Here is a 20,636-nt window from a genome sequence, read left to right on the forward strand (position 1 = left end):
AAAAAGAGTAGACTATCTTAAGCAAAGGATATCGCATGATTACAAAAGAATTTGATACTATAGCAGCCATCTCAACCCCCCTAGGTGAGGGGGCCATCGGCATAGTCCGTCTCAGTGGCAAGGACAGCCTAGCCATTGCCCAAAAAATCTTTCAGGGCAAGGACTTAAGTAAGGTTGCTAGCCATACCCTCAATTATGGCCATATTATCGACCCCGGTAAGCAAGAAGTCCTAGACGAGGTCATCTTGGGGGTAATGCGTTCACCCAAGACCTTCACCCGAGAAGATATTATCGAAATCAATACCCACGGAGGTATCGCTGTTACCAATCAAATTCTCCAATTAGCTATCAAAGAAGGAGCCCGCCTAGCTGAACCAGGAGAATTTACCAAGCGGGCCTTTCTCAATGGTCGGGTTGACCTGACTCAGGCCGAGGCTGTGATGGATTTGATTCGGGCCAAGACAGACAAGGCCATGAATATCGCTGTCCAGCAACTAGATGGCTCTCTCTCTAAGCTCATCAACGATACCCGACAAGAAATTTTAAATACCCTTGCCCAGGTCGAAGTCAATATCGACTATCCAGAATATGATGATGTAGAAGAGATGACCACCCAGCTCCTGAGGGAAAAAACACAGGAATTTGAGCAACTCTTGAGCCGACTTTTAAAAACAGCCCGGCGCGGAAAAATCCTGCGCGAGGGCCTCTCTACTGCTATTATCGGCCGGCCTAATGTCGGTAAATCCAGCCTCTTAAACAACCTGCTCAGAGAAGACAAGGCCATTGTCACCGATATTGCCGGAACGACTCGAGATGTCATCGAAGAATATGTCAACATTAACGGAGTCCCTCTAAAACTCATTGATACCGCAGGTATCCGCGACACAGAGGATTTGGTCGAGCAAATCGGAGTTGAACGTTCCAAAAAAGCCCTGGAAGAGGCAGACTTGGTCCTCCTAGTCCTCAATGCTAGCCAAGCCCTGACTCCCCAAGACCGCCAACTCCTAGAAATCAGTCAGAACAGCCAACGAATCATCCTCTTAAACAAGACCGATCTCCCACAAAAAATCGAAGAAGACCAATTACCCGAGGATTTTATCAAAATCTCTGTCCTTGAAAATACCAATATCGATCAAATCGAAGAAAAAATCAACCAACTCTTCTTTGAAAATGCCGGCCTGGTCGAACAAGATGCCACCTACCTCTCCAATGCCCGCCACATCAGCTTGATTGAGCAAGCTCTGGCTAGCCTTCAGGCCGTCAACCAAGGATTGGAACTAGGAATGCCTGTCGATCTCCTTCAAATCGATATGACCCGTACCTGGGAAATTCTCGGCGAAATCACTGGCGATGCAGCTCCAGATGAACTAATCACCCAACTCTTTAGCCAGTTCTGCCTAGGGAAATAAACATAGCGAGCCTAAGGAAGAAAACGGCAAGCAAAAAGCACTCGCGGGTGCTTTTTTAAATCTTATCATACTTACTACTCTTATCCTTGACAAACTGCTTGACCTCTTTAGAGAACTTGCCCTTGATAGAGCTGTCTAGCTGTTTACAAACCTTGGATAAGGTTTCTTTAACCGCCTTGCTTTCTTGAGCGATTGCTTCTTTCGCTTTCTTTTCAATCGACTCAATCTTACTTTTTTTGGTAGAGGCAAAGACACTCTTAATCAAGGCCCGCTCTAACTCCTTTTCAATCTTCTTGTAGCTTTCGACTGCACCATCAAAGAAATTTCCAACATCATCAATGACTGACATTGCGACCTCCTTTTCATTCACTCCACTCTTTAAACTCTCCTGCAAGTTGAGCATCTGCAGAGAGCTCCTGTTCAATACCCGCTTGGATTTTGCCCTCTAATTCAGAGAAATTAGTCACTAGCTCTGATGCCTTATCCTCCTTTTTCTGGAGAGATTGACTGACCTTATCGACCGTCGAGGACCGGTCTATCCCTGCTTCTGCATAGGCTTGGGCCACTTCATCAGGCGTTAAAATAAAGCCAAAGGGTACTTCTCGCAGGCTAGCATAAACCTCCTCAGCCTCCTTGACAGCTCCATCTTTAATAGACTGTATCTTTTCCTGTCCTTGCTTGGCAGCCTCTGTCAGACCACTAGCCGTTGCGGTTGCCTGCTCACTATCCAAAAAGATTTGTTCATGGCCGCTCAAACCTCCCGCAGACAGCTTCTTCTTATGGGCCTGAAACAAGACCATTTTAGCCTTAATCCTATCAATGATCGTCTGCTTTTCTGTCCCTTTTGCCAGCTGAAAGCTACCGTCTTTATTATAGATGTAGCCCTTCATCATGTGCTGGTTCCCAATGTCTCCTAGTTCCTTGGTCTTGACATGCTGAACAATCCCAACCGCCCCCTCACTGCCTGATTGAGGATAGCCCAGGCTAACAATATCTTTATGGTCGATACTATTGACAATCTTATATTTGACACTGTCCAAGCGCTTTTGTTGCTCCTTGGTTAGTTGGGAGTAGATATTAGGGCCATTATGAAGGCGAACCGAGCGGATATGGGTCAGTTCCTCCTCGGTCAAGCATGCCAGTGCGTACTGAATATCCATAGAGCCTAGCGAGTGGCCTGACAAATCAATCTTGGCATTAGGATATTTCTTGATAACCTCTTTCAGATGTCGGGCTGCTGCCTTGAATTGCTCGGGTGGGAAAGTCGTAACATGATTGAGCATCCGAGAAGCACCGCGGGTCAGGTCAGTCGTTAGGCCAGATGCTGTATAGGCCGCATTGATACCCGCTCCTTGACTAACCGCATTTTTGATGAACCTGCTGACTGGATTATTAGAAGCATTGTTCAGAAAATGTTTGGTTGATTTGGCAGCGTCTTTATTGAAAGTACCGACCACATCACCAACAAAGTTATTGACGCTCTTATCCACATTATCCAGCACTTCGCGAGTTTTGCTAGAGACCATGCTATAGACATTTTTCCTTAGATGCTCTTGCCCATATTTAGTAGCACCCTTAACTCCTAAGATATGCACCGCCGTGGGAAAATCGGTCCCAAGCCAGTCTGTTATAGTGTCATGGGTGTTTTTCTTCGTGTCTACCTCCGTATTGGACCCTTTCATCAAGACTGTCACATCGTCGACCTTATTTCGGTCTGCTTGAGATGCGGAATAGGGAACGGCCGCTCTGTTTGGGTTTCCGTTATTAGTCAGGACATAGACTTGTTCTTCTGCATTGCTGGTGTTATCGTAGATATGGGAGACCGTGCCGATGTAGTCTTTTTTCTTGTTAATGTCAAGTTCTAAACCAATATAAGGTTCTTCCTCATACTCTAACATCGTAATATCTACTTGCTCACTATCTGTATATATTCTACTTCCCGCCATTCTATTCTCCTCTTAATAATTGCCCTAATTCAGGGGAGCTAGTACTACCGCTTCCATCTAATTTTCCTGTTTCAGGGTCTTGAAAAATATGTACTGTAATATGAAGTTTTGGATTATCGTTAATGACAATAGGTACCATCATTCCGCCCATGGGATTATATTTTAGCTTATTTTTACTGACTTTATAGGTTTTTATTTTTCCTTCTGGAGTCAAAGCTTTGGGATCCATGTTTTTCATCCATTCATCCAAAAGCGCTTTGGCTTCTTCACTCTCCACAATCTTTATCATCTTTTCTTTTTCAGTCTCTTTTTTTGATTTTCCTTGCATACTGCACCCTCCTAGCACTAATAAAAAAATTGAACAAACAATACCAATAACTAATAAGATTTTCTTCATGGAGAACCCTCCTTTGTTTATAGTATCTTACAAAACTAGCAATTCGTCAACTAATCTTATAAGGTATTATAAACAAAATTCTGTTCTTCTGCTCCATTTGTGTTGTCATAGATATGAGAGACCGTGCCGATGTAGTCATTTTTGTTAATATACTTTGGCATTCCTTCAAAATTATCTTTATCGTATTCTAAGTGTGTTATTTTTACATTTTCTTTATCTGTATAAACTCTACTATTTGCCATTTCTACCTACCCTTTCATCAGCTCAACAAGACCTCTAGACCAGCTATTTGTAGCTTGTTCTAACTTTTCTGTACTTCCGTTAAATATTAGAGTTACATGCAAAACAATATTTTTGTTATCATTGATAGCCAAATCAACCATTATTCCGTCCATTGGGTTAGTTTCAACGCTATCATAATCCACTTTATAAGATTTTATTTTTCCCTCATCAGTAAAAGCTTTAGGGTCTACTCCTAAAATCCAATCATCAAATAATTTCTTAGCTTCTTTACTTTTTACAATCTTTACTAATTCTTCTTTTTCGCTATCTTTTTTAGATTTTCCTTGCATGCTGCAACCTCCTAGAACTAATAACAAAATTGAACAAATAACACCAATGGCTAATAAGATTTTTTTCATGGAGAACCCTCCTTTGTTTATAGTATCTTACAAAACTAGCAATTCGTCAACTATTTTTGTAAAGGTTTTCAAAAAAACATTCTTTATCTGTGTACGCTATATTACAGCTTTATCTATGAAATGCTCATGAATTTAGAACTAGCCAGAACAACACAGCAAGTTAAAATAAGGCTTAGTCCGTAAGCAACTTAGGTAACACCGATTCGGTGCTTTTTATTTGGACTCTATATTTTCTGTAATGGGTTGATTGATTCAAATCAGAACACACCTTTACAATTTGGTAATGGCCTGATTTCAACTGATACTTAAGAGATAAAACATAACTTTTGAATGGTGATATCTCTCATAAGAAATGTATTCTGATGAGAGACGGGAACTCTGAGACCTAGGCTCAGAGTTTAGCCATGAAATCCGTAGGAGTTGCTAGCGGTCGAGCACCATATCAAAAAGTATCAATAGTGATAAAAATCCTACCCACTACAGTTGACAATGAGCCAAAAAAGGAGCCCTAGGGCTCCTTTTCTTATCTTGTCATCTCCCCTGCCGGAATCGAACCAGCAACTACTCCTTAGGAGGGAGTTGTTATATCCATTGAACTAAGGGGAGTTAGTGAAAAACTCTGCCTGCTGACAGAGTTATTTCCTCAATTAACGGCGGATTTCTTTGATACGCGCTGCCTTACCTTGTAATGCACGAAGGTAGTAAAGTTTAGCACGGCGCACTTTACCGTAACGAACGACTTCAATCTTGTCAACACGTGGTGTGTGGAGTGGGAAAGTACGTTCTACACCTACACCGTTAGAGATTTTACGAACTGTGTAAGTTTCTGAGATTCCACTGTTTTTGCGTGCGATAACAACGCCTTCAAAAATCTGGATACGTTCGCGGCTTCCTTCGACAACTTTCGCGTGAACACGGACAGTGTCACCAGGACGGAATGCAGGAATATCAGTACGAAGTTGACCTTCAGTCAAACTTTGGATTAATGGATTCATTTTTCTTCTCCTATCTTACTAATCATGGGTGCGCAACCTAGCGGATTAGTCGTTTTTTGTGTGTCCATCACACACAAAGAATATTATACCAAATTTTGGTCAAAAGTAAAGAATTTTACAGGATAATTCCTAAAAAAATCGCAGCCAGGCCTAAAGCATAGCTTAGAGCAAAATAAAGATAGAGTTTTTTCTGCTCTTTCCAAAGGGCCAGAAATTCGGCTTGCAGACTAGAAAAGGTCGTTAAACCTCCACAAAAACCTGTTACTAAAATAATATAAACTTCCTTGTTTTCCAAGTGCTTATAGGCATAGCCAATCAAAAAAGCTCCCAGGAGATTAGCCAGCAGGGTCCCCATAGGCAGGGGGAAGCTGGCATTAAGATGAGAAAGACGATAACGTACCAGAGCACCTAGGCCACAAGCAAGGGCTAGACCGACTACAATCATACCTGTCCCCGCTTTCTAGCTAGGAGCAAGAGTAGAAAGCTGCCTCCCAGCATCAATGCAGTATAGAGGCTGAGTTGGATATAAGCTGCCCGCTCTAATAACTGGAGCAAATCTAAAAGAAAGCCCGAAAAGGTGGTCAGACCGCCACAAAAACCAACTCCTAGGGCCAGGACGAGATGCTGATTGAAGGCTTTCTTCTTCAAATAATCCTGGACTAAAAAGAGTAAGAGGGCTGTGCCTGCTAGATTTACTAGTAGGGTAGCCCAGGGAAAGACTGACAGGTCTGAAAAATAAAGGGCCAGATGATAACGCAGCCATGCAGCGGGCAGGGCCGCTAGGAAAATCGCCAACTGTCTTTTTACTTCCTTCATGATAGTTTGCTCTGTTGGTAGTTACTGGACTGTCTCATAATATCAGCAAAGGTGGCAAGGATGGTCTCTTGGTAGTCTGGCTTGGTGACAAGACTGGCTACGCGGGCTAAAACGACCGCCTCCCGCTCCTTATCCACTACTTCTTGCCCACTGCTCTTTTTGGCAGCTAGGACCCGGCTGACACAGTCCATCCTTTTTTCCAATAGTTTAATCAAGTCCTGATCAATCTCATCGATTTCTTTACGAATTTCTGCTAACTCCATCCTGACTCCTTTTTGTTCTTGATAATAAAAGCTATTATAACAAAAAAAGAGCTAGGATTCTACCCTGATTACCAACTTGCCTTTTTGACTCCTGGCAACTGCCCCTTATGGGCCAGCTCTCGAAAATGAATCCGACTCAAGCCAAATTTACGCATATAGGCATGGGGGCGGCCATCTATACGATCGCGATTTTTAAGACGATTAGGATTGGAATCACGGGGCAATTTACGGAGTGCCTCATAGTCACCCTTAGCCTTGAGTTCCCGCCGCAAGTCAGCATACTGCTCAATGAGTTTTAACTGTTTGTGATAACGTGCGATTTTTGATTTTTTAGCCATTTATGTCTCCTTTATTTTAATTAACTGGTTAAGTATATAACTATTATACACTTCTTTTCTTAAATTGCAAGCGGAAAAAGAAAAACAGTAAATATCGGCTTTACTCTTTCCTTCTTAGCCCTTACTAAAGTTAGTCGCTCAAAAAATCGACAATTTTGCTCTTTATTTTATCCGACAGCTGGTGTATATGTCCGCTATCTTTTAATTCTTCTGTCAGACAGTTTTTGAACATTTGCTTGGCTCTTGCTAATACTTTTCTTGCAGGAAAAAAACAATCTTTTTCCGCAGCAATGACGAGTGTGGCCGCTTCATACAACTGAGCCTTTTTACTGTCAATATTCGTTGGCATTCCTGCTTTAATCCTGACATGCTCAAAGCTGTCTTTGAGTATTACTAAAGTATCTTGGTCAAGAATTTCTTGTTTAATCGTCATGAATAAGGCGATTTTTCTCAGATACTTTTCTTTTTTTGTTATTTTGTACTGCATTAAGGGAAGTAACATTTTGATTGTTGACAGAGGAAAGGCATTATTTATTCCTGCTGGCACAAGCAAGACTGCTTTATCAATTTTTTCAGGAGCGACACTCATCAACTTAGCGATTATACCGCCTCCATAAGAAACACCAAAACAAGCCATTTTATCATAAGCTAAAGCCTCAATGATTTCACTTGCCCATTTTCCATAAGTATCATTTTTAGGAGATAGGTTAGTCTCCTCACTTTTGCCCGGATGACCTATGGTATCAACCGCATATATATGAAAGTTTTCTAAAAGGAATTTGTGAACCAATAAATTATAGGCCGTGCTCGTATTCCCACCATGAAAAACCAAGAGTGGCTTCCCGTTCTTATTCCCCGTTTCCACGAGGTGAGTTCTCCCAAATGACGTTTTCAAAAAAATATCTGAATAATCTTTTCCTAATTTTGATAATTGACTATCATAGAGTGTTAGCGATTTCTGTTTACTTTCCTTGTTCTTATATGTGCTCATAAAAATCACCTAGCAAGGTTATATTGGACTAGTTTTTACTGATACAAGCCGGACTTGCTGTCACAAGCTAGGCTTGCTTTATCCGCCGATTAAAATAGCCCTTTGGGGCTATAATGACACAAACGCTGTTTGCTTCATCTGACGATTAAAAAGGTCCACTGGATCCTGCTGAAACAAGCTGCGCTTGCTTTATTCGCCGATTAAAAAGGTTCACTGGACCTTGTTGATACAAGCTTAGCTTGCTTTATCCGCCGATTAAAAAGGTCCTCTGGACCTTGTTGACACAAGCGCGCTTGCTCCATTCGCAACTTAAAATAGCCCTTTAGGGCTATTTTAACCAACCGAGCCTTCCATGCTCATATTGATGAGTTGATTGAGTTCAACGGCGTATTCCATAGGGAGTTCCTTGGTAATCGGATCCATAAAGCCATTGATAATCATGGCAGTGGCATCTTCTTCACCAATTCCTCGACTCATAATGTAGTAGAGCTGTTCTTCTGAAACCTTGGAGACCTTGGCTTCATGCTCCAGGGCGACGTCTGAGTTATGAATTTCATTGAAAGGAATGGTATCGGAGCTTGAGGCATCGTCCATAAGAATGGTGTCGCATTCGATGTGGGATTTAGAGCCAGCACTATTTTTTCCAAAGCGAACTTGTCCACGATAGTCGGTCTTGCCTCCGTCCTTGGCTACTGACTTGGAAATCAGGGTACTAGAGGTCTTAGGGGCATTATGAAAAACCTTACAACCTGCGTCTAGATGTTGGCCATAGTTAGCAAAGGACATGGAAAGGACAGAGGTCCGGGCATTGCGGCCATTTAAAATACTACAAGGATACTTCATATTGACCTTGCTACCGAGATTACCATCAATCCACTCTAGGGTACCGCCCTCTTCTACTGTCCCCCGCTCGGTCACTAGGTTATAGACATTGTCAGACCAGTTTTGAATGGTGGTATAGCGGAAAAAAGCGTCTCTTTTGACCACGATTTCCACTGTCGCTGCATGGAGACTATTGGTTGTGTAGGTCGGAGCTGTACAACCCTCGATATACTGAATAGAGGCTCCTTCTTCGATAATCATGAGCGAGCGCTCAAACTGGCCAGCATTTTCTCCGTTAATCCGAAAATAGGTCTGAACTGGAACCTGGCAGTGGACATTTTTAGGGACATAGATAAAGGTTCCTCCCGACCAAACGGCACCATTCAGGGCCGCAAACTTGTGCTCAGCATTGGAAACAATCGTACCAAAGTACTCTTTAAAGAGTTCAGGATATTCTTGCAGGGCGGTGTCGGTATCGGTAAAAATAATGCCCATTTTGGCAAATTCGTCCTTCATATTGTGGTAGACGACTTCTGATTCGTACTGGGCAACCGCTCCTGAAAGAAATTGACGTTCGGCCTCAGGTATTCCTAGTCGGTCAAAGGTTTTCTTGATTTCATCGGGAACTTGATCCCAGTCATTGGCCTTGTTGCCAGTTAATTTTTGGTAGTAAATCACATCCTCAAAGCGAATCCCCGATAAATCCGGACCAAAATCTGGCATGGGTAACTTATGAAATAACTCCAAGGAACGGAGGCGATAGTCCAACATCCATTGGGGTTCGTTTTTTACTTCCGAAATATTACGGACAACCTCTTCTGTCAAGCCCTTTCCGGTCGAATATAGGGGGTCAATCTTGTCGTGAAAACCAAAGGCATAGTCTCTTTCTTTCATATCCCTCATTCCTTCCATTTAAAAGATAGCGCTTTCTTACTTTCTATTATACCTTTATTTCTGAAAAAAGTCAGAAATCGAAACTCAAAAAAGATTTGAGTGAATTAAAAAAACCTCACCATAAGGAAAGGCACGAGAGCTCAGTCCTGAAAATTTTTGCTTTAATGCTGGCTGACAAGGCTCTTTTTAAGCAAAGAAAAAACCAAGCTAGCTTTAGGCTAACTTGGCTGCTAGAGTTTCTGCAAATTCCTCTAGTTTTTCAATATCTTCATCTTCGGCTGCTAAATCAACCTTGACACTTTCTGCTCCCTTTTCAGCACCAATGGCCACAAAAACAGAGTCGAACATGTCAACAGCCTTACAAAATTCGTCGTAGAAGGTGTCGCCAGACCCAATCACCCCATAGAGTTTGCCCGTCAAATCAAGACCGGCTAAATCTTCATAAAAGTCCATCATTTCATCAGGCAATTCACCGTCACCGTAGGTATAAGAAGCTACAATCGCTAAGTCTGCTTCTAAAAACTCTTCTGCATCTACCGTGGTGCACTCATCAATATCTACATCGAGTCCTAAATCTTTGAGCTTATCTGCTACGATATCGGCGATTTCCTCCGTATTTCCAGTCATGCTTGCAAATACAATTTTTGCTAAAGCCATAATTTCCTCCAAATTTTTATCTCCCCACCATTATAGCACATCTTTTTCATTTTAAAAATAAAAAGTCTTGTGATACAATAAAAACAGACTAAAAAAGGGGAAGCATTTCATGTCCATTTATCAAGAAATTTTACAAAAAATCAAGGAGTACGACCAGATTATCATTCATCGCCACGTCAATCCTGACCCCGATGCCTTTGGTAGTCAGGTCGGTCTCCAAAAACTGCTCCAGCTCAACTTTCCAGAAAAAAACATCAAGGTGACTGGACATGATGAGCCTAGTCTGGTCTGGCTGGCTCAGATGGAGGAGGTCCGTCAGGAAGACTTCAAAGGGAGCCTGGCTATTATCTGCGATACAGCCAATACTGCCCGTATTGACAATCAAGATTACCAACTGGCAGACTTTGTCCTAAAGATTGACCACCATCCCAATGATGATGCCTATGGAGATTTGAGCTGGGTAGATACTAGCTTTAGCTCAACTAGTGAGATGATTGCTAGCCTAGCCTTTGAGCAAGGTTTAGAGCTGAATGCGGATATTGCCTATCTACTCTTTGCTGGAATTGTCGGTGATACAGGGCGCTTCCTCTATCCAACTACTAGTACTCGGACTCTGGAAGTGGCCAGCAAGTTGCGACAATATCCTTTCGACTTTACTGGCCTGGTCCGCAAGATGGACTCCTTTAGCCATAGCATTGCCAAACTCCAGGCCTATGTCTTACAAAATTTGGAAGTAGATGAAAATGGAGCAGCCAGAGTCCTAGTCAAGCAAGAACTGCTGAAGGAATACGGCCTTGGCGATGCTGATACAGCAGCTATCGTTGCCACGCCAGGTAAGATAGAAGATGTGACCCTTTGGGGAGTCTTTGTCGAGCAGGAGGCCGGACATTATCGGGTCCGTCTGCGTAGCAAGGTCCAGCCAATCAATGAGATTGCTAAAAGCCACCATGGTGGCGGCCACCCCCTAGCTAGCGGAGCCAACTCCTTCTCCCTAGCTGAAAACGAGGAAATTTATCAAGAATTAAAAAATCTGGCTAAAAAGAAATAAATCTGGCAAAAGACTTGTCAAAAGCCTGATAATTTGTTAAACTATCAAGGTAACTAATCTATGGCTCGCAAAGAGACCATGGCAGAAAGGAATTTTTTAAAAAATGAGAAAAGATATTCATCCAGAATACCGTCCTGTTGTCTTTATGGACACTTCAACTGGCTACCAGTTTTTGAGTGGTTCTACTAAGAACTCAAACGAAACTGTTGAATTTGAAGGGGAAACTTACCCATTGATTCGTGTTGAAATTTCATCAGACTCACACCCATTCTACACTGGACGTCAAAAGTTCACTCAAGCAGATGGACGTGTGGATCGTTTCAACAAAAAATACGGTCTCAAATAAAAAGAAAGGCACCCCTAAGGTGCTTTTTTCTTTGTCCTAATTTTAGAACTTGTCTTACTATTTTTTCTAGCTAAATAGGTCCATTCTAGCAACTAGTAGATGTGGTCTTTGGGCCTGGGCTCAATCTAGAAAGCTAGCGTTTTTTTATTCCTGATAGTCTCCACCAGAAAAGCCATAATATTCCTCTAGGGTCAGGCCTGAAGCTGCTATATCTTGGGCTTCTGAGCCGATATAGCGTAGATGCCATTGTTCAGGCATATAGCCGGTAACTGCTTCTTTTCCATTTAGATAGCGGACTACAAAGCCATACTGGCCTGCGTGTTGCAAGAGCCATTGACTGGCCTTTTCTTCCGTCAGGAGATTACCGGCCTGGTCAATCAGATCATAGGCTAGGCCAGTCTGATGTTCGCTATAGCCTGGACGAGCTGAATAGCGGTCTGCCGCCTCTTTTCCATCACGATTGACATAATCCTGATAGAGGGAGCTTTGGGCTTGATAGCTCCGAAAACCACTATACTGATCACTAATCGGGAAACCCGCCGCCTGCATGGCGGCAATCAATTCTAAGAGCTGAGCCTTGGCCTTAGCATTCTCACCTGGATTGTAATCTGCTGCTAAGGGATAACGTTTATTAACGACGGGAATCTGCCCCTCCTTACCCTCAACATAATAGTAGGAACCGTTATAGTGGACCTGCTTGTCTAAAGTCGCTGACTCTTCTCTATCTTGTGAGCCCGAAGTCTGCTTCGTGCTAGGCTCTGTCTGCTGCTTTTCTGACTTTTTCTGGCTGGAGCAGGCAGTTAGAAGCAAGCAGATAACTAGCATTAAATAAGCCAATCTCTTTCTCATCTCTTCTCCTAACCAGTCCTATTGGACTAAATCTCCAGGGTAGGCTTCTACTCCTCCTTGAACATTGATGACCTGATAGCCCTTTTGACTCAAAAAGTCACAGGCCTTGGCTGAGCGTCCTCCCATCTTACATATTAGGTAGTAGGTCTGGTCCTTGTCTAAGTGACCGTAGTTAGCTTCTAGAGTGCTAAGGGGAAGACTCTCAGCTCCTTTTACATGCCCTTGGGCAAATTCATCGGCCTCCCGGACATCGATTAAGGAAAGCTCTCTAGATTGGAGTTCTTGGTAAAAATCTTTGGCACTGATTGTTTGATACATAAAAAGACCTCATTTCTTTAAAATTTCTGCCACTCGGGCTTGCAAGTCTGGGACTACTTCTGCTTCAAACCAAGGATGCTTGGCTAGCCAAATTTGATTTCTGGGTGAAGGGTGGACTAGCGGGAAGAAATCCGGCAAAAAGTTCTTATATTCCTGAACAGTCTGGGTCACCTTGGCAGTCTTGGCCTGCTTTAAATAATAGTGTTGGGCATATTGGCCGATAAGGATGGTTAATTGGATATGAGGGAGAAGCTCTAAAATCTGGGGATGCCATTTTTGGGCAAAGCCTTGGCGGGGCGGTAGGTCGCCCGACCTGCCCTTGCCTGGGTAGTAAAAGTCCATGGGAAGGACTGCAAAGAAGCCTGATTCATAGAAGGTCTCTTCATCTACCCCCAGCCAAGCTCTCAATCTATCTCCGCTCTTATCCTTCCAGTAAACCCCAGCTTCTTGTGCCTTGATTCCCGGCGCTTGGCCAACGATATTGATTCTGGCTCCTTGAGGAGCTGCAAAGAGGGGCTCAATCCCCTGCTGGCTAAAACTGGCATTTACCGGATCAGCTATTATAGCCCGCTTGATTTCTTCTATTTTATCCATGATATTACCTATAAAGCTTGCTTCTATCAAAAAGAGGACTGGGACAAGAATGCCCAGTCCCAAATTTCTACTCCTGGGCTCCTTATGCTTGGTCTTAGCTCCAAGCCCTTTTAACCCTAAGAGCTTATTTAATCAATTCGTAGATGGCCTCTGCATAGATGGCTGCTGCTCGGAATAGGTCCTCCAAGTCCGCAAATTCATTGGCCTGGTGCATGGTATCTGTCCAACCTGGGAACATGGCACCATAGGCCACTCCACGTTTGAGTAGACGACCAAAGGTTCCTCCACCGATGACCTGCTCATGGCCCTCAAGTCCTGTCTGGCGTTCATAGACTTCCAAAAGTGTAGCCACTAAAGGATCTTCTAGGGGAACGTAATGCGGTTCTTGGGCATGTTGAGACAGGCTGACCTTAAGGACTGGTAGAGTTTCTAAAACCGCCTTGATTTGCTCAGGATTGGTTCCCTTTGGATAACGGAAGTTGAGGGCGATTGTATTATCTTCTGCTGCTTGATCAAAACGAAAGACTCCGGCATTCATAGATAGGGCGCCCATTTTTTCATCCTCATGGGCCACTCCCAAGGTCTGGCCTTCATGGTCTTGGAAAAGGACATCACCCGCAATTTGGAGGTAGTCTTTGGCTGGACCAGCAAAGTCCAGGTCCTTTAGAAAACGAGCCAGATAGGTTGCTCCATTAACCCCAGCTTGAGGGGAGGCTCCATGGGCTGATTTTCCAACTACTGTAATTTCCACCTGGCCATCTGCCTGTTCGGCATAGGTGAACTTGACCTGATGGGCCTCAGCAAAGCTAGCCAGCTGATCAATTAAGTCGGCTGGTAACTGACCTGAAATGAGCGCTGTCGCTGATTCGGGCACCATGTTTTCCCGGAGACCGCCACTAAAGCGATGGAGACGAACAGCCCCCTTATTTTCCCCTGCAAAGTGGAGGTACTCGGTCACGTTTCCTTTTTCACCATTGATAATCGGAAATTCCGCATCGGGAGAAAAACCAAAGTCCGGCTTTTTGAGGCCAACATGCTCAAAGTAGTAATCCATATCGCCCCAGCCGGACTCTTCATCAGTACCAACCACAAAGCGAACACGCTTGGATACAGGGAGACCTAGCTCCTTGATGATTTTTAGACCATAGTAGCAGGCCATGGTTGGGCCCTTATCATCACTAGAACCACGAGCGTAGAGCTTGCCGTCTTTAATCACTGGACTATAGGGGTCAGTATCCCAGCCACTTCCAGCAGGAACTACATCCATGTGGGCAAAGATACCTAACTCTTCCTCTCCTTGGCCAAAGGTAAAGTGGCCGGCGTAGTTATCAACATTGGTAGTTGGATAACCATCACGCTCAGCGATTTCCAAAAATTTTTCTAGGGCCTTCACTGGTCCTGGACCAAAAGGATGGTCCTTATCGGCCTTTGAATCATCACGTTCGGAGTTAATCTCCAAGAGACTAAAGAGGTCAGCCAGCATATCCTGGCGACGTTTTTCTACTTCTGCTTTAAAATCGATTGTCATCATCTACTCCTTATTCATAATCTGTCTTTAAAGTTTCATCTGCAAAATTGTAATAATCTGGTTTTGAGAGACACCAAATCTCTTCGGTAAATTTGAAATACTCCCTTTGAAAGAGCTCGGGATTAAATTCATAGACCCGGGTACTTAAATCTCGGAAAAATAAATAAGTACCACAATGGCTACAAAAACCCCTCTGACCATTTTCTGAAGTCTTGAAATAATGAACCAATTCACTATTAGTCATGGTAAACTGAGAATCCGCAATTTCTGTGATATAAAAACTGGGGCCGGCATTTATCTTGCGACAAACATCACAGTGGCAAAGCTTGACCTCGATTTGACCCGACTCTAGTAAAAGTTTCTCTGTTCTCAACCTTATTTTCACCTGAGAACAAAGACAGGTTCCATCAATATAAGCTGCTAGCATTAGCGTTTCTCGATAATTTCATCAACTGGCAAACGGTAGCTGGGCTCCAGTTTTTCATCGCTGTAGCCAACTGTAATCAAAAGTTCTGGTCGAAAACGGGCATCAATTTCCAATAGCTGATTGGCTTTTGTCTTGTCAAAGCCAAGAATGATATTAGAACCGATTCCTTGGTCGGTCAAGGCCAAGACTAGGTTCATAGCCACAAGACCTGCATTGAGGGCCAGGTAGTCACTCTTTTCTTGCTCGGAATAATGACCATACTCTGCCGGTAAATTCTGCATATAGTATTGCAGGAGCTCCTCAGACATATTCTTGACCCCAGCAATCCGGGCAATCTTGCGGGACCGCTTGACTAGGTCAGTATCTGTAAAGAGGGCAATGGTTACCGGAGCCTGCTGAATTTGCTCCCGGTTAGAGCCATAAGCTAACTCGGCTAAATCTTGATTTTTCTGTCTAACAACTACAAACTTCCAGGGTTGGCTATTGTGGGCACTGGGAGCCAGGGTCGCAATTTCAATAGCCGTACGGACATCTTTAGGATCTACTGCCCGATCCGTAAAGTGCTTGGTCGCATGCCTTTTTTTATTTAATTCTAAAAACTTCATAGAACACTTCCTTTGATATATGATAGCTCTATTGTACCACTTTTTGAAAGAGCTTGCAGGGATTTTTCACTAGATAAAAAGAGGAGACCCCTCCTCTTTTTTATATCCATAATTATCAGAAGTTAGGTCCGACCCTCTCCCAGTTGCTCCTTGACTGCCTGGGCGACTGCTACTGGCAGGCCGACTGCTTGGAGCTGGTCTAGACTGGCCTTTTGGATATTGGTCAGGCTCTTGAAATGCTTCATCAGAGCCTGCTTACGCTTGGGACCCAAGCCCTGAATGCCGTCCAACTTGGAGGAGAAGGAATTTTTAGAGCGGACCTGACGGTGGAAGCTAATGGCAAAGCGGTGGACCTCATCTTGAATCCTTTGCAAGAGAAAGAACTCCTGGGAATTGCGAGATAGCTCTACTACTTCTAAAGGGTCACCAAAGAGGAGTTCGTGGGTCTGGTGCTTGTCGTTTTTCTGCAAACCGGCGATTGGAATATCCAGCCCCAGTTGGTCACGAATAACCTCCCTGGCTACATTGACTTGGCCTTGTCCCCCGTCGATAACAATCAAGTCAGGCGGAATCAAGCCCTCCCGCATGACCCGACTGTAACGGCGTTTGAGGACCTCCCGCATGCTGGCATAGTCATCCGGGCCAAGAACGGTCTTAATCTTATACTTGCGATAATCCTTCTTGCTGGGCTTACCATTGACAAAGACCACCATGGCCGAGACTGGACTCGTCCCCATAATATTGGAGTTATCGAAGGCTTCGATTCGGACAGGGGTGGGAATATTGAGGATCTGGCCTAGGTTTTCAATGGCCCCTTGGGTCTTTTCTAGGGATTTTTCCAGCAAATCAAACTTTTGTTGCAGGCTGACCCGGGCATTTTTAATAGCCAGATTGACCAACTGCTTCTTTTCTCCCCTTTGGGGTTTGAGGACCTTGGTCGCAACCACGGCGGCTACGGCTTCTGCATCAATGTCGCTAGGCAGCAAAATTTCATTGGGCACCAGGTGACTCTTTTCTTGATAAAATTGACCGATATAGGTCAAAAAATCCTCATCTGGGTCATTGTAATAGGGGAAAAGATTGACATCCCGCTCAATCAGCTTACCCTGGCGGACAAAAAAGACCTGCACGCACATCCAACCCTTGTCCACATAGTAGCCAAAAACATCTCGGTTTTGCAAGTCCTGGGCCATGACCCGCTGCTTGGTCCGTAGAGTAGAAATAGCCTGGAGCAAATCTCGGTACTCCGCTGCTTTTTCAAACTCCATTTGCGTCGCAGCGCCAGCCATCTTGGCCCTTAAATCCTCGATAATCTTATCATCCTGCCCCTTGAGAAAGTTGGCAACGTCCTGGGCCATATTCTTGAAGTAGTCTTCATCTACCTGGCAGACAGTGTGGGCATGACATTGGTTGATGTGATAGTAAAAACAGACCTTTTCAGGTGGATTGGTGCATTTCTTAAAAGGGAAAATGCGGTCTAGCAGACGCTTAATTTCATTGGCCGCCCCAACATCAGGGTAGGGACCAAAATAAAGGCCGCCGTCTTTCTTGACCTGTCTAGTAATCAAGAGACGGGGGTAGGGCTCATTGCTAATCTTGATGAAGGGATAGGACTTGTCGTCCTTGAGCATAATGTTATACTTGGGCTTATTTTCCTTAATCAGATTGATTTCTAATAGTAGGGCTTCAATATTGGACTCGGTGACAATAAATTCAAAATCAACGATTTCCGATACCAAAGCCTCGGTCTTGGTATCATGACTACCCCGAAAATAAGAGCGCACCCGATTGCGCAAATTTTTAGCCTTGCCGACATAGATAATGGTCCCATTTTTATCCTTATGGATGTAGCAACCGGGACTTGCCGGCAACAATTCCAGTTTTGATTTAATCAAGTTGTTCATAGAAATATTATAACAAAAAAACCAGCCCTTTCAGAGGAAAAGAAGCTGTAATTTTAAAATGCCTATCAACTTGCCCCATAAGATGTTATAATATAAAGAAAAAATAAGGAGAGAAGATGAGACCACTTAAAAAGATATGGGAAAATAAATGGGAATACCTTTCAGTTGGGATTGTAAGTTTTATACCTGTGATGGCTGTTAGTATGATACTGTTAAGAATAAGTATTTCTATATTAGAGTTAGTTACACCAAAAATCCATGGACCTTGGCTCTTACTTTTAGTATTACTATTATACTTCTATCTCATGTATTTAATTTATAATTCAAAAGCAAAAGTTACAAAAATGGTTAAACATTACTTTTTAGAAGTTAGACCGGCATTTTTTGTTTCCACTTTCTTTGATTGTATTTTTACTTTGGTTATATATTATACCGATATTAGTCTTAGAGGGAAAGAACTTGATAAATCACTTCTAGAGTTTATCATCGCGCCTATTTTTTTAGGAATTGCTGCTCTAAGAAGCTGGATAATTAGCAACAGCTTTGGCAATATCAAGCAAAAGAAAGAAAAGGAGTACTATATCACTGCTTTCTACATAACTTTTATGTGGTCTATTTCTGCTATTGTAGCAACACTTACAATTTTAACTAACTTTACTCCTATTAATCTTTTTGCATTATTATTTGCTAATAACTTTATTATTGTATTTCCATACTTTTTTTATAGGCAAAAGCCTGAGAGCATTAAATCCTTTTATCCCGCACTTATATTAGCTCCGCTTCTATTTTTAATTGCATTCCTAGACAATAAGGCAATTGAAATCTTTGCTTGGTTTCTGCCAATATTGACTCCTATTGTCCTTGGAGATATTGGAATTACTAGAAGCCAATCTCTTAAAGCAACAACAAAATTCAAACAGCATATCTACAATACTACTTTACTAAGTTTTGTAACATTACTTGTTTTTAACCTAACACTTATTTCAAAACCCTATTTTATCCCTTATTTACAAATAGTATTAGTAACAGATAAGACGGTTCAAAAAATAATTATTGTTATTTTTTCAGTTATAATCGGAACAATCTTCAGCGCTTTATTAAAAAGAAGATTACAAAAATACTATTTCAATCCCAAAAATGGATATTTCCTCCCCAAAGTAGAAAAAACTAGAAAATTCAGCGCTCATCGCAGAAGAAAAGGTTAAAAATCAGGACTGAGAATTTTTCTCAGTCCTGATTTTTTACATTGTCCCTAACTTAGCCTTGGCTTGCTGGACAATAAAGAGTTGGGGATTCTCGGTAGCTAGGTCTTGATAAAGTTGCCTTGCCCTAGCTAATTCTCCTTTCAACTCTGCATTGACGGCGCGAAAATAGCTATATTGCAACTGGTGGAGGCGATAAGCGCTTTTCTTATCCTCGTAAAAATCGTTGGGAACCTTAGCAAAAAGTAAATCACAGGCCGCTTTGATTCCTGCTAGAACTTCTTCATTAGCAGCGGAGAGTTGTGAAAGCTGCTCTAAACGCTGCTCCAAATCAACTGGGCGCCCTTGCTGCATATCCAAAAGAAGGCGAAACTTGTAGGCATTCAAAGCAAAAGCTTCTGTCCTCTTAGTCAGCCTATGGGGCAGGGCAATCCTTGATAATCTTTCTTCTGCCTGCTGCAATTTCCCCTGAATATAGTCTAAGTCCACCTGCCCAAGCTGGTAAATAAACTTAGCCTTCTTGCTGAGACTCTGAGCCAACTTAGTGGCATTTAGATAATCCTGATAAACATGGATATTGATAGCATCGAGTAGCATATATATAAAAGAAAACTGATAAAGAGCGCTAATCAACCAGAAAAGAAGGATAATCAGTAAACTATAAATCCAAAATTCCAGCTGCCAGACATCATCAAGTAGCCAAACCAAGGCGGCTTCTATCATCAAGACAAGTAAGAGCAGGACGGTTCTTTGCCTAACAATTTGCTTATAGTTTCTTTCTTTATTTTTACTAGCCAGCCAGCGACTGGCCTTGGTGAAAAAATTTACCATAGCATTTAACCTTCCTTATTTATTGTAAGCCAGTTAATAAGTCTAATATTTGGTCATAGTTTTGGACTGTATAGGTCGGTTTAATCTCGCTTTGATTAGACGAAGCGGCTGGATTGTACCAAAGGGTATCAATCTGGGCCCTATTTCCTCCTGCTATATCGGCTGTCAGGGAATCACCAATCATCAGGGCCCGACTAGGATCGAACTGCTTAATTTTCTTAGCTATCTTTTCATAAAAAAGTTTTTCAGGCTTTTGACTAGCTAGCTCCTCTGAGATAAAGATGTCTGTAAAATAGCTGGCTAGACCAGAAGCCGCTAGGCGGCCTCTTTGAATGGGAGCCAAACCATTGGTTGCCGCATAGAGATCATAGCCCAAGTCTATCAAAGAATCCAGCAAGTGGTGGGCAGCCGGATAGGTCTGCCCCTGCTGGGAGAGATAGTGCTGATAGCGCTCCGCCAGATAGGAGCCATCTTTTTCAAGGCCGAAATGGGCAAAGAGACGAGCAAAACGACTCTCTACCAGTTCTGCTTTACTGATTTTCCCCTGCTCTAGTTGGCGCCAGAGCCCTTGATTCATGGGAATATAGTAAGCCTTGTAAGCTTGGATGTCCGATACCCGCTCCTCTTCTAAGAGCTGGGTCAGGGCCACATCTTCTGCCGCTCCAAAGTCCAGTAAGGTGTGGTCCAAGTCGAAAAGTAAATACTGATAAGTCAAGCTCATAAACTTCCTTTCTAGTCTGGCTGGCTAGGCTGATGGCTAGAGCCCTCTTGTGTTTCTCCTGCTAATCACTGAAATGAATTTGCCAACCCTAGGA

26 protein-coding genes and 1 tRNA gene are annotated in these 20,636 nt (G+C 43.0%); 4 read left to right on the forward strand and 23 right to left on the reverse strand.

Going from position 1 to position 20,636, the window contains the following annotated elements; all coding sequences use genetic code 11:
- Positions 1-35: 35 nt before the first annotated feature.
- The gene (gene mnmE / locus C4K46_RS00565) at positions 36-1,409 is read left to right on the forward strand and encodes a tRNA uridine-5-carboxymethylaminomethyl(34) synthesis GTPase MnmE (RefSeq protein WP_209626319.1); all 1,374 of its coding nucleotides are present in this window, start codon (positions 36-38) and stop codon (positions 1,407-1,409) included.
- Between the two features lie 55 nt (positions 1,410-1,464).
- Here the strand turns inward: mnmE and C4K46_RS00570 are convergent, their stop codons facing one another.
- The 14 genes from C4K46_RS00570 to C4K46_RS00635 form a co-directional block, all read right to left on the reverse strand.
- Complete coding sequence (locus C4K46_RS00570) at positions 1,465-1,758, reverse strand: hypothetical protein (RefSeq protein ID WP_209626321.1); 294 nt, start codon at positions 1,756-1,758, stop codon at positions 1,465-1,467.
- 13 nt (positions 1,759-1,771) lie between these two features.
- The gene (locus C4K46_RS00575; protein WP_209626323.1) at positions 1,772-3,355 is read right to left on the reverse strand and encodes an Mbeg1-like protein; all 1,584 of its coding nucleotides are present in this window, start codon (positions 3,353-3,355) and stop codon (positions 1,772-1,774) included.
- A gap of 1 nt (position 3,356) precedes the next feature.
- Entirely contained in the window at positions 3,357-3,752 is a 396-nt protein-coding gene (locus tag C4K46_RS00580) for a DUF1310 family protein (RefSeq protein ID WP_209626326.1), read from the reverse strand.
- Between the two features lie 56 nt (positions 3,753-3,808).
- Positions 3,809-3,994 carry a hypothetical protein gene (locus tag C4K46_RS00585; RefSeq protein ID WP_209626328.1) on the reverse strand — a complete coding sequence of 62 codons (186 nt, stop codon included), beginning with the start codon at positions 3,992-3,994 and terminating at the stop codon, positions 3,809-3,811.
- Between the two features lie 6 nt (positions 3,995-4,000).
- A complete protein-coding gene (locus C4K46_RS00590; protein WP_209626330.1) occupies positions 4,001-4,393 on the reverse strand; it encodes a DUF1310 family protein in 393 nt (130 codons plus the stop codon).
- Positions 4,394-4,927: 534 nt separating this feature from the next.
- Positions 4,928-4,999, reverse strand: a tRNA-Arg gene (locus tag C4K46_RS00595).
- A gap of 41 nt (positions 5,000-5,040) precedes the next feature.
- A complete protein-coding gene (rplS, locus tag C4K46_RS00600) occupies positions 5,041-5,388 on the reverse strand; it encodes a 50S ribosomal protein L19 (protein ID WP_209626332.1) in 348 nt (115 codons plus the stop codon).
- A gap of 115 nt (positions 5,389-5,503) precedes the next feature.
- Positions 5,504-5,833, reverse strand: a complete 330-nt coding sequence (crcB, locus tag C4K46_RS00605; RefSeq protein ID WP_209626334.1) for a fluoride efflux transporter CrcB — start codon at positions 5,831-5,833, stop codon at positions 5,504-5,506.
- Positions 5,830-6,204 (reverse strand): fluoride efflux transporter CrcB, encoded by a 375-nt coding sequence (gene crcB, locus C4K46_RS00610; RefSeq protein ID WP_209626336.1) that lies wholly within the window; start codon positions 6,202-6,204, stop codon positions 5,830-5,832. Before crcB (C4K46_RS00610) ends, crcB (C4K46_RS00605) begins: the two co-directional genes overlap by 4 nt.
- Positions 6,201-6,467, reverse strand: coding sequence for a chorismate mutase (locus tag C4K46_RS00615; RefSeq protein ID WP_209626338.1), 267 nt, complete (start codon positions 6,465-6,467; stop codon positions 6,201-6,203). Before C4K46_RS00615 ends, crcB (C4K46_RS00610) begins: the two co-directional genes overlap by 4 nt.
- Before the next feature lie 68 nt (positions 6,468-6,535).
- Complete coding sequence (gene rpsN, locus C4K46_RS00620; RefSeq protein WP_209626340.1) at positions 6,536-6,805, reverse strand: 30S ribosomal protein S14; 270 nt, start codon at positions 6,803-6,805, stop codon at positions 6,536-6,538.
- A 130-nt stretch (positions 6,806-6,935) separates the two neighbouring features.
- Positions 6,936-7,796 carry an alpha/beta fold hydrolase gene (locus C4K46_RS00625; protein ID WP_209626341.1) on the reverse strand — a complete coding sequence of 287 codons (861 nt, stop codon included), beginning with the start codon at positions 7,794-7,796 and terminating at the stop codon, positions 6,936-6,938.
- Between the two features lie 333 nt (positions 7,797-8,129).
- Positions 8,130-9,512: a Fe-S cluster assembly protein SufB gene (sufB, locus tag C4K46_RS00630; protein ID WP_209626343.1), complete on the reverse strand. Its 1,383-nt coding sequence runs from the start codon at positions 9,510-9,512 to the stop codon at positions 8,130-8,132.
- Positions 9,513-9,725: 213 nt separating this feature from the next.
- Positions 9,726-10,169: a flavodoxin gene (locus C4K46_RS00635; protein WP_209626345.1), complete on the reverse strand. Its 444-nt coding sequence runs from the start codon at positions 10,167-10,169 to the stop codon at positions 9,726-9,728.
- 109 nt (positions 10,170-10,278) lie between these two features.
- Between C4K46_RS00635 and C4K46_RS00640 the strand changes: the two genes are divergently transcribed.
- Together C4K46_RS00640 and C4K46_RS00645 are read left to right on the forward strand one after the other, a co-directional pair.
- Positions 10,279-11,217, forward strand: coding sequence for a DHH family phosphoesterase (locus C4K46_RS00640; RefSeq protein WP_209626347.1), 939 nt, complete (start codon positions 10,279-10,281; stop codon positions 11,215-11,217).
- A gap of 103 nt (positions 11,218-11,320) precedes the next feature.
- Positions 11,321-11,563: a type B 50S ribosomal protein L31 gene (locus C4K46_RS00645; RefSeq protein WP_209626349.1), complete on the forward strand. Its 243-nt coding sequence runs from the start codon at positions 11,321-11,323 to the stop codon at positions 11,561-11,563.
- A 144-nt stretch (positions 11,564-11,707) separates the two neighbouring features.
- On the opposite strand, the gene ldcB is transcribed toward C4K46_RS00645, so the two are convergent.
- The 7 genes from ldcB to uvrC form a co-directional block, all read right to left on the reverse strand.
- Positions 11,708-12,412 carry an LD-carboxypeptidase LdcB/DacB gene (ldcB, locus tag C4K46_RS00650; protein ID WP_209626351.1) on the reverse strand — a complete coding sequence of 235 codons (705 nt, stop codon included), beginning with the start codon at positions 12,410-12,412 and terminating at the stop codon, positions 11,708-11,710.
- Positions 12,413-12,430: 18 nt separating this feature from the next.
- Complete coding sequence (locus C4K46_RS00655) at positions 12,431-12,730, reverse strand: rhodanese-like domain-containing protein (protein ID WP_209626353.1); 300 nt, start codon at positions 12,728-12,730, stop codon at positions 12,431-12,433.
- A 9-nt stretch (positions 12,731-12,739) separates the two neighbouring features.
- The gene (locus tag C4K46_RS00660) at positions 12,740-13,324 is read right to left on the reverse strand and encodes a uracil-DNA glycosylase family protein (RefSeq protein WP_209626355.1); all 585 of its coding nucleotides are present in this window, start codon (positions 13,322-13,324) and stop codon (positions 12,740-12,742) included.
- A gap of 124 nt (positions 13,325-13,448) precedes the next feature.
- Complete coding sequence (gene pepV, locus C4K46_RS00665; RefSeq protein WP_209626357.1) at positions 13,449-14,855, reverse strand: dipeptidase PepV; 1,407 nt, start codon at positions 14,853-14,855, stop codon at positions 13,449-13,451.
- Positions 14,856-14,862: 7 nt separating this feature from the next.
- Entirely contained in the window at positions 14,863-15,279 is a 417-nt protein-coding gene (locus tag C4K46_RS00670; RefSeq protein WP_447459070.1) for a GFA family protein, read from the reverse strand.
- Entirely contained in the window at positions 15,279-15,884 is a 606-nt protein-coding gene (locus C4K46_RS00675; protein WP_209626362.1) for a nitroreductase family protein, read from the reverse strand. The genes C4K46_RS00670 and C4K46_RS00675 overlap by 1 nt, the downstream gene beginning before the upstream one ends.
- A 122-nt stretch (positions 15,885-16,006) precedes the next feature.
- On the reverse strand, positions 16,007-17,788 hold the full coding sequence (gene uvrC / locus C4K46_RS00680) for an excinuclease ABC subunit UvrC (RefSeq protein WP_209626364.1): 1,782 nt from the start codon (positions 17,786-17,788) through the stop codon (positions 16,007-16,009).
- Between the two features lie 116 nt (positions 17,789-17,904).
- On the opposite strand from uvrC, the gene C4K46_RS00685 reads away from it, so the two are divergent.
- Positions 17,905-18,993, forward strand: a complete 1,089-nt coding sequence (locus C4K46_RS00685) for a hypothetical protein (protein WP_209626366.1) — start codon at positions 17,905-17,907, stop codon at positions 18,991-18,993.
- Between the two features lie 36 nt (positions 18,994-19,029).
- Here C4K46_RS00685 and C4K46_RS00690 read toward each other — a convergent pair whose 3' ends face one another.
- Both C4K46_RS00690 and pynA read right to left on the reverse strand, forming a co-directional pair.
- Positions 19,030-19,821: a hypothetical protein gene (locus C4K46_RS00690; RefSeq protein ID WP_209626368.1), complete on the reverse strand. Its 792-nt coding sequence runs from the start codon at positions 19,819-19,821 to the stop codon at positions 19,030-19,032.
- Positions 19,822-19,840: 19 nt separating this feature from the next.
- Positions 19,841-20,536 (reverse strand): pyrimidine 5'-nucleotidase PynA, encoded by a 696-nt coding sequence (gene pynA / locus C4K46_RS00695; RefSeq protein WP_209627088.1) that lies wholly within the window; start codon positions 20,534-20,536, stop codon positions 19,841-19,843.
- Positions 20,537-20,636 lie beyond the last annotated feature (100 nt).

Origin of the sequence: Streptococcus oricebi, assembly GCF_017883985.1 — a bacterium.
GTDB lineage: Bacteria > Bacillota > Bacilli > Lactobacillales > Streptococcaceae > Streptococcus > Streptococcus oricebi.